This window comes from Geobacillus sp., assembly GCF_017515625.1.
In the GTDB taxonomy this organism is placed as follows: Bacteria; Bacillota; Bacilli; order Bacillales; family Anoxybacillaceae; genus Geobacillus; species Geobacillus stearothermophilus.
The window spans coordinates 1-6,956 of record NZ_JAFWFM010000082.1; the positions used below are offsets into that span (position 1 = coordinate 1).

A 6,956-nucleotide genomic window follows, 5' to 3' on the forward strand; every position below is an offset into this window, starting at 1 on the left:
CTCCTCAATGGCAAACGGCTTGACAATATAGTCATCGGCCCCGTTATCGAGCCCCATGACGCGGTCAAACACGCTGTCGCACGCCGTGATCATCATGATCGGCGTCGATTTCGCCGCCCGAATGCGGCGGCATACTTCCATGCCGTTTAAGCGAGGCAGCATGACATCGAGCAAAATCAAATCCCATGATTCCGACAAGGCGAGTTCAAGCCCTTCACGCCCGTCGCCGCACACGTGCACATCAAAGCCTTCATGCGTTAAATCCAGCTCCAAAAACCGGGCCAAGCCGGCTTCATCTTCAATTAATAAAATCCGTCCGTTCACGGTCTCCGTCCCCTTTCTTGCTTCTAGTTCTTGTCCTCCATCCCGGAGCAAGGACCCGCCTTGCGCCGCTTCCACACTTTCATTTTACTACAGACAAAGAAAAAGCCAATCGCCAACGGGGCGATCAGCAGCCAAGCGAAAGCGGACGCCGCCCCGCAAGCTTCCCGCACATCCAAAGGCAGCCGCTCACGAGTGGCGGTTCACAAACGAGTGGACAATCGCCTGAACAATTTCAAACGCTTGGTACGAAAGAAGCGATACAGCCGTTCCAGAAAAAAACAACATCACCAGCCAATGAATCCAATGCATCACGCCATCCTTCCTCGCGCTGCCGGTGGGCGGCAGCGGTATTTGTGTGCATGACCATAGATGGTGGTGTCATTATATTCCAAACGGGTTAAAACCGCATGAGAAATCGCTAAAAAAAGCGGAAAGTGACTTTTTTTCCCGTCCGTACATACATTGACAATAAAGAGGATCTCCTCTATGGCTGCCGGCCGTCCAAGCGGCGGAAACGGCGGGCGGAGGAACCTTGCCACTTTTCGGAATGGAAAGAGAGGGAGTGCAATGAACGGACCGTTTCAACCGCCTGCAAACGGAGACGGCAATCACCCGTTCCATCATTTGCGGAAACTCGTGAACCAATGGTTCGATGAACGACCATTGCAAAAACTGTTTGAAACGCTTGACGATTACTTCGCCCAAACATTTGCCGCGGCGTACATCCCGATCGAGGTGAAAGAAACGAAGCGCGACTATCAAATCATCGTCCGTCTGCCGGACATCAAGCGGGATCAAATTAGCCTGCAGTGGCATGAAGACGGGCTGCAACTTGTCATCGATCACCATGAAACGATCGAATCGTCCGACGACAGCGGCCATGTATACGAACGGCGCCAGCAGCGGCGGCGCGTGGCGAGGATGATTCCGTTTCCGTATCCGGTGGCCGAACATGAAGTGAAAGCTTCATTCCAAAACGGTACACTCGTCATTCGCCTGCCGCAAAAACGGAAATACATCGGTATCGATTAAAATCCAAAGAAGCGCCTTCCGTCCACCCAAGCCATTAAAAAGGCCGTTCCCCATGTCGGGAGCGGCTTTTTTCCCATCGGGCTTCTATTGTTTATGCGAAGGGCTTCCATACCGGTTGTTGTGTTCCGGCGTCGGATCTTTTTGGATGTCCCATTCCTTGGCGATTTCTTCACGATTGTGTGGATACTTATTTTTCCGTTCCCGGTTGTCGTTGCGGTTGGTCACTGTCTGTCACCTCCTTGCCGTCTGCGATTAGGTTGCGCGTTTTTTTCGGAACATAACCGCGCCATACATACTTTCGACACTGCTAAGCTACGCTACTGTTAGGAGGTGCAAAACGAATGGCCAAACTGCCCGATTTCAAACAGTTGAACGACCGGCTGATCAATGAGCCGTCCGCTGAGCCGCGGCTTGTCATCAAAACGAATCTCGATCCAGACCGCGTCACAGAAGAAAACCCGTATGCGGAAGGCAAACCAAACGTCAGTCGAACGTTTGTCTCGTTTTTTGAAGGGGGCGGATCGTGATGGAACAAACGCTCGCCTATTTGCGGGAAATTTTGTCCAATTATTTGGACTGCCATGATGAGACGCCAAAGCGTATTTACAAAAAGCTGATCAGCAAACCGTACCGGGGCGAGGGCGAGTTTGTCCGCGACTTGACGCAAGAAGAGAGCGCCTTTTTGGATCGCATTTTGCCCCATGAAATCCGCTACGCGATGGATGAGCGCGATTATGAGCGCGTCTACCAGCTGAATGAAGTGTACGAGCTGCTCATTTGACAGGGCAAAGCCGCTCCGCTGGGGGAGCGGCTTCGTTACTCTTTAAACGTGCTGAGCAGCCCTTTTAACATGTCGTTAACTTGATTGACGACATTGATCATCTGCCCCATCGTGTTCATCATTTTGTTAATATCATACGTCCCGTCACTGTTTTTTAACTGGGCGAGAAAAGACGGGCGCGGCGGCGGCAGCAGCGACCCTGGTTTCGGGTATGGCATCGGGTGCGAAGGCGCGGCAGCGTGGAATGGCGAAGCATATGGCCAATGAATGGGCGCCGACGGAAGGTGGAAGGGCCAGCCGTATGAGTAGGGCCAATGGCCGCCGAAGCTGTATGGTCCGTGGGCGGGCGGCGGCGAAATTTGTCGTGGATAACGGTGCATGTGTATCCTCCCCATCTTTGATCATCGATTCCCCCAGCGAAAACAGGGGATCAGCTGCCACTAATATATGTGTGTATACTGGGCCGCGTGCGCGCGGACATGTAACCTCTTGTCGGAAGTTTTAATTTTCGGAAATCGCCCTTTCCTCCTATTTTCATGGTACGATGTAAAAAAGGGGGAAGGGGGAAAAGCATCAATGAGCATCACGGAATTGAAACATAAGTTCATGGCGGTCAAACATTGCGAGCCGGCTGAGGCGAACGAACTGCTCGATTTCGCCCGTCGCCTTTATTTGCGCGGGGAAATTTCGCTTGCCCAATATCGCGACTTAGTGCGCGAGCTGGAACAAGCCGGCGCCTGTCAGCCGGACGAAACGGAAGAATACGCTGGACTTTAGGTCTCGAGGGAGTTTTTCCCTTCTTTTTTTTGCATACTTTCGGCCTGAAATCCCCATCGTAATAAGCAAGGGGGGTGTTGGGCAATGGGCCGAGGCGTCCATTTCAACCATAAATTGAAAGGACATGACCACGAAAAACCGAAACATGGCGAGCCGGCGCCGCCGAAGCATACCGAGCGGGTCGAATATGAAATCAACACAGTCGCGACGGCTGAAGGCGGCCCTGTCTCGATCACAACAGGAAAAGATACGTAAAAGGAAAACGCTGTCCCCGCAGCCGAGGGGACAGCGTTTCTGCCGCCGGCTGTTTACACAAAATACAGTTTTGACGGCAACGGTCGCTCCGCGTTCGCTTTTTTCCCATCAAGCCGCCGTTCGACGCCGGCGATCCGCCCTTCAAGATGCGCGAGGTGCTCTTTGTTTTGGGCGTACCGCTCCTCAATGACATCCGCGATCACCTTTTCCATTTTCGCGTCCACCTGCTCGATGAGCGCGACAATTTCCTGAAGCTGCTTTTCAATCTCTTCTTTTTTCACTAACCGTTTTTCCATTTCCTCTCCCCCATTTCTGGCGTGATGATATTCCATTCGCGTCCAAGGGGATCACTCCCTGCTGCAGCGACAAAAGTAGAACAGATTCGGCAAAGAAAGCGGGATGCGGCCGCCATTCGACAACAAGAGCAGGCGCAGCCGTGGGGAAGAAAAAAAGGCGCATCTTTTCCGAGCGTATGGTATAATAAAAACCATTCAAAGGAGATGAACGCGATGGCACTCAAATATCCAGGAGGAAAAGAATACCGCGGAAACGGACCGAGCGCGGTGCGACCGCCGGCGGCAGCCGGCTATGCCAACCGCGGCATGACGCTCGAAGACGACTTAAACGCGACGAATGAATATTATCGGGAGCACGGCATCGCTGTCATCCATAAAAAGCCGACTCCGGTGCAAATCGTCCGCGTCGATTATCCGAAACGGAGCGCCGCCGTCATCAAAGAGGCCTATTTCCGGCAGGCGTCGACGACCGACTACAACGGCATCTATCGCGGCAAATACATCGACTTTGAGGCAAAGGAGACGAGAAACAAAACGTCGTTTCCGCTGAAAAATTTCCATGCTCACCAAATCCGCCATATGGCGCAAGTCATGGCCCACGGCGGCATTTGCTTTGCGATTTGGCGTTTTTCCCTGCTCAATGAAACGTATTTGCTTGACGCCTCCCACTTAATTGCCCGCTGGAATGAGCAAGAAGCCGGGGGAAGAAAGTCGATCCCAAAACGGGAGATCGAACAATACGGGCATTATATCCCGCTTGGCTACCAGCCGAGAATTGATTATATTAGTGTAATAGAAAACGTGTACTTCACCGCTTAAGGTGAAAACTTGTAAGAAAGGCAGGATTTGCTTATGTCTGGTGAATATCGTTCTCGTGTGGAACGAAAGCAGGCAGCGAAACAGACGAAACAAAAAAAGGCGAAAAAGAAAAGAGGGAGGTCCTGGTTGAAAGCGATCGCCATTGCGATAGTGCTGATGATCGCCCTTGGCGCCATCGGGGGGGTGGCTGCGTTCGCCTACTTTGTCAAGGACGCCCCTCCGCTCGATGAGGCGAAAATTAAAGATCCGCTCTCGTCGACCGTGTACGATATGAGCGGAAAGAAAGTCGCCGAGCTGGGCGGTTACAAACGGACGTACATCTCATACAAGGACGTGCCGAAAGTGCTGGAAAATGCGGTATTGGCGACCGAAGACGCCCGCTTTTACGAGCATCACGGCATCGACATCGTCCGTCTAGCCGGCGCGGTCATCGCCAATATTCGCGAAGGGTTCGGCGCGGAAGGCGGCAGCACGATCACCCAGCAAGTCGTGAAAATGACGTTCCTCTCATCAAAGAAAACGTTGGAGCGGAAAGCGCAAGAAGCGTGGCTCGCCTTGCAGCTTGAGCAAAAGTATTCGAAGCACGAAATTTTGGAAATGTACTTGAACAAAATTTATTACTCAGACGGCATTTATGGCGTCGCCCGGGCGGCGGAATATTACTTCGGCAAAACGAACTTAAAAGAGCTGACGCTCCCTGAGGCAGCGCTCTTGGCCGGCATGCCGCAAAGCCCGAACCGGTACAACCCGTACGATCATCCGGAGGCGGCGAAAAAACGGCGCGACACTGTCTTGTCGCTCATGGTGAAACATGGCTTTATCAGTGCGGAAGAAGCGGAAAAAGCGAAGCAGGTGCCGATCAAATCGATGCTCACCGAGCGGAAAAAGCCGCAAAATTCCGTGCCATACGACGCCTTCATTGACGAAGTGATCAAAGAAGTGACGGACAAAGCCAATGTCAACGTCTTTGAAGACGGGCTGAAAATTTACACGACGCTTGATCAAGAGGCGCAGTCGTACGTTGAAAAGCTATTAAACTCCGATCAACATTTTACCGCCAAAAAAGATTTGCAGTCGGGAATCGCCCTCGTCGACACGAAAACGGGCGCCATTCGCGCATTAGGCGGGGGACGCCACCGCGACAACATCGAGTTCGGTTTCAACTACGCAATTCAGCCTGTCGGCCAGCCCGGTTCAACGATTAAGCCGATTTTGGACTACGGGCCGGCGATCGAATATTTAAAATGGTCAACCGCGCACATTCTTGTTGACGAGCCGTATACGTACTCCGACGGCACCCCGATCCGCAACGCCGGCGGACGCTACGCCGGACCGGTGACGGTGCGCAATGCCCTCACATGGTCGCGCAACATCCCGGCGTTAAAAACGTTCCAAGCGGTCGGCAAAGAGCGGGCGAGAGAGTTTGCCAACCGGCTCGGCATGGGCTTTGACGAAGTATATGAGCCGTACGCAATCGGCGGCATATCGCGCTACGTATCGCCGTTGCAGATGGCCGGCGCCTACGCCGCCTTCGGCAACAACGGCGTTTACACGAAGCCGTATGCGGTGACGAAAATCGTCTTCCCAGACGGCACGGAAATGGACTTAAAGCCAAAACCGAAGCGAGTCATGCATGATTACACCGCATACATGATTACCGACATGCTTAAATCGGTCATCCGCTCTGGCACTGGGCGGTCCGCCTATGTTCCAGGGTTGGAGCTCGCCGGCAAGACCGGAACGACAAACTACGGCAAAGACGGCGCGAAGTTTGGCCTCAAACGGGACGATGTGCCGGACAGCTGGATTATCGGCTATACGCCAAACTACACGGCGGCCATTTGGGTCGGCTTCAGCAAAAAAAGCGAAACAGCTACATTAGGGAGTCGGGAGCAGCGCATTCCGAAGCTCTTGCTGAAAGATCTGATGTCCCATCTCGACGATGGCAGCGGAGAATTTCAGCGGCCGGACAGCGTCGTCAAACTGCCGATCAAAAAAGGCACGAATCCGCCGAAACTTGCCGGCAAATACACGCCTGAAAGCGACATTACGTATGAATTGTTCGTGCGCGGCACCGAACCGACAAAAGTCGCAAAAGATGAGCCGGAAGAGCTCCCGGCTGTCAAAGGGTTGGCCGCTTCGTACGACCAAGCTGCCAACATGATTTCCGTCTCTTGGTCGTATGATGAGAAAACCGACGACACGCTGTTTGAAGTGCGCATCAAAGACGAGCAAGGGCATACGGAAACGGTCACGACCAAAGATTTAGGCGTGACAGTTACGAACGTGGCGCCAGGGGCTTCGTACACGATCGCCGTCTATGCCAAGGAAGGCGAGCGGATGAGCAAGCCGGCGATCACGAGCATCCGCATCCCTGGCGGCGAGCAGCCGACGGCGCCGGGCAATGGAGCGAACGGTGATGGCAACAACCGTGGCGCCGGAAATGGCGGCACGAACGGGGATAACAGCGATGATCATGGGGGCAATGGAAACAATCAAAATAACAACAATGGCGGAAATAGCGGAAACAACGGCAATGGCAACGAAGATCGCGATGATGGCGGCGAAGAGGACAACGGCGGCAAAGACAATGGCGGCAAAGACAATGGCGGCGAAGACAACGGCCAAGGGAATGGCGGCGCAACAACGCCGACGAAACCAACAACCCCAAC

Annotated in this window: 12 protein-coding genes; 7 read left to right on the top strand and 5 right to left on the bottom strand. The window is 53.4% G+C overall.

Translation table 11 applies throughout. The annotated features are described in order from the left end of the window. Both IKE44_RS05290 and IKE44_RS05295 read right to left on the bottom strand, forming a co-directional pair. On the bottom strand, window positions 1-324 hold a 324-nt coding region (locus IKE44_RS05290), incomplete at its 3' end, for a response regulator transcription factor (protein ID WP_287465220.1). Between the two features lie 186 nt (window positions 325-510). Next, a complete protein-coding gene (locus tag IKE44_RS05295; protein WP_255350134.1) occupies window positions 511-633 on the bottom strand; it encodes a hypothetical protein in 123 nt (40 codons plus the stop codon). Between the two features lie 258 nt (window positions 634-891). Between IKE44_RS05295 and IKE44_RS05300 the strand changes: the two genes are divergently transcribed. Further along, window positions 892-1,356, top strand: a complete 465-nt coding sequence (locus IKE44_RS05300) for an Hsp20/alpha crystallin family protein (RefSeq protein ID WP_033014031.1) — start codon at window positions 892-894, stop codon at window positions 1,354-1,356. Window positions 1,357-1,440: 84 nt separating this feature from the next. Here IKE44_RS05300 and IKE44_RS05305 read toward each other — a convergent pair whose 3' ends face one another. Next, a complete protein-coding gene (locus IKE44_RS05305; protein ID WP_162839628.1) occupies window positions 1,441-1,581 on the bottom strand; it encodes a hypothetical protein in 141 nt (46 codons plus the stop codon). Window positions 1,582-1,697: 116 nt separating this feature from the next. Here IKE44_RS05305 and IKE44_RS05310 point away from each other — a divergent pair, with 116 nt between their 5' ends. Then, entirely contained in the window at window positions 1,698-1,883 is a 186-nt protein-coding gene (locus tag IKE44_RS05310) for a hypothetical protein (RefSeq protein WP_033011257.1), read from the top strand. After that, window positions 1,883-2,137: a sigma-G-dependent sporulation-specific acid-soluble spore protein CsgA gene (locus IKE44_RS05315; protein WP_033011258.1), complete on the top strand. Its 255-nt coding sequence runs from the start codon at window positions 1,883-1,885 to the stop codon at window positions 2,135-2,137. The genes IKE44_RS05310 and IKE44_RS05315 overlap by 1 nt, the downstream gene beginning before the upstream one ends. A 35-nt stretch (window positions 2,138-2,172) precedes the next feature. Here the strand turns inward: IKE44_RS05315 and IKE44_RS05320 are convergent, their stop codons facing one another. Continuing rightward, the gene (locus tag IKE44_RS05320; RefSeq protein ID WP_287465224.1) at window positions 2,173-2,517 is read right to left on the bottom strand and encodes a YppG family protein; all 345 of its coding nucleotides are present in this window, start codon (window positions 2,515-2,517) and stop codon (window positions 2,173-2,175) included. A gap of 196 nt (window positions 2,518-2,713) precedes the next feature. Here IKE44_RS05320 and IKE44_RS05325 point away from each other — a divergent pair, with 196 nt between their 5' ends. Together IKE44_RS05325 and IKE44_RS05330 are read left to right on the top strand one after the other, a co-directional pair. Continuing rightward, a complete protein-coding gene (locus IKE44_RS05325; protein WP_033011260.1) occupies window positions 2,714-2,914 on the top strand; it encodes a YppF family protein in 201 nt (66 codons plus the stop codon). An 84-nt stretch (window positions 2,915-2,998) separates the two neighbouring features. Then, complete coding sequence (locus IKE44_RS05330; RefSeq protein ID WP_162839627.1) at window positions 2,999-3,169, top strand: hypothetical protein; 171 nt, start codon at window positions 2,999-3,001, stop codon at window positions 3,167-3,169. Between the two features lie 53 nt (window positions 3,170-3,222). Here IKE44_RS05330 and IKE44_RS05335 read toward each other — a convergent pair whose 3' ends face one another. Continuing rightward, window positions 3,223-3,465, bottom strand: a complete 243-nt coding sequence (locus IKE44_RS05335) for a hypothetical protein (RefSeq protein ID WP_033014029.1) — start codon at window positions 3,463-3,465, stop codon at window positions 3,223-3,225. Window positions 3,466-3,678: 213 nt separating this feature from the next. On the opposite strand from IKE44_RS05335, the gene recU reads away from it, so the two are divergent. Further along, on the top strand, window positions 3,679-4,284 hold the full coding sequence (gene recU, locus IKE44_RS05340) for a Holliday junction resolvase RecU (RefSeq protein WP_287465227.1): 606 nt from the start codon (window positions 3,679-3,681) through the stop codon (window positions 4,282-4,284). A 33-nt stretch (window positions 4,285-4,317) separates the two neighbouring features. Then, window positions 4,318-6,956: PBP1A family penicillin-binding protein (locus IKE44_RS05345; protein ID WP_287465229.1), on the top strand; the 2,639-nt coding region annotated here is incomplete at its 3' end.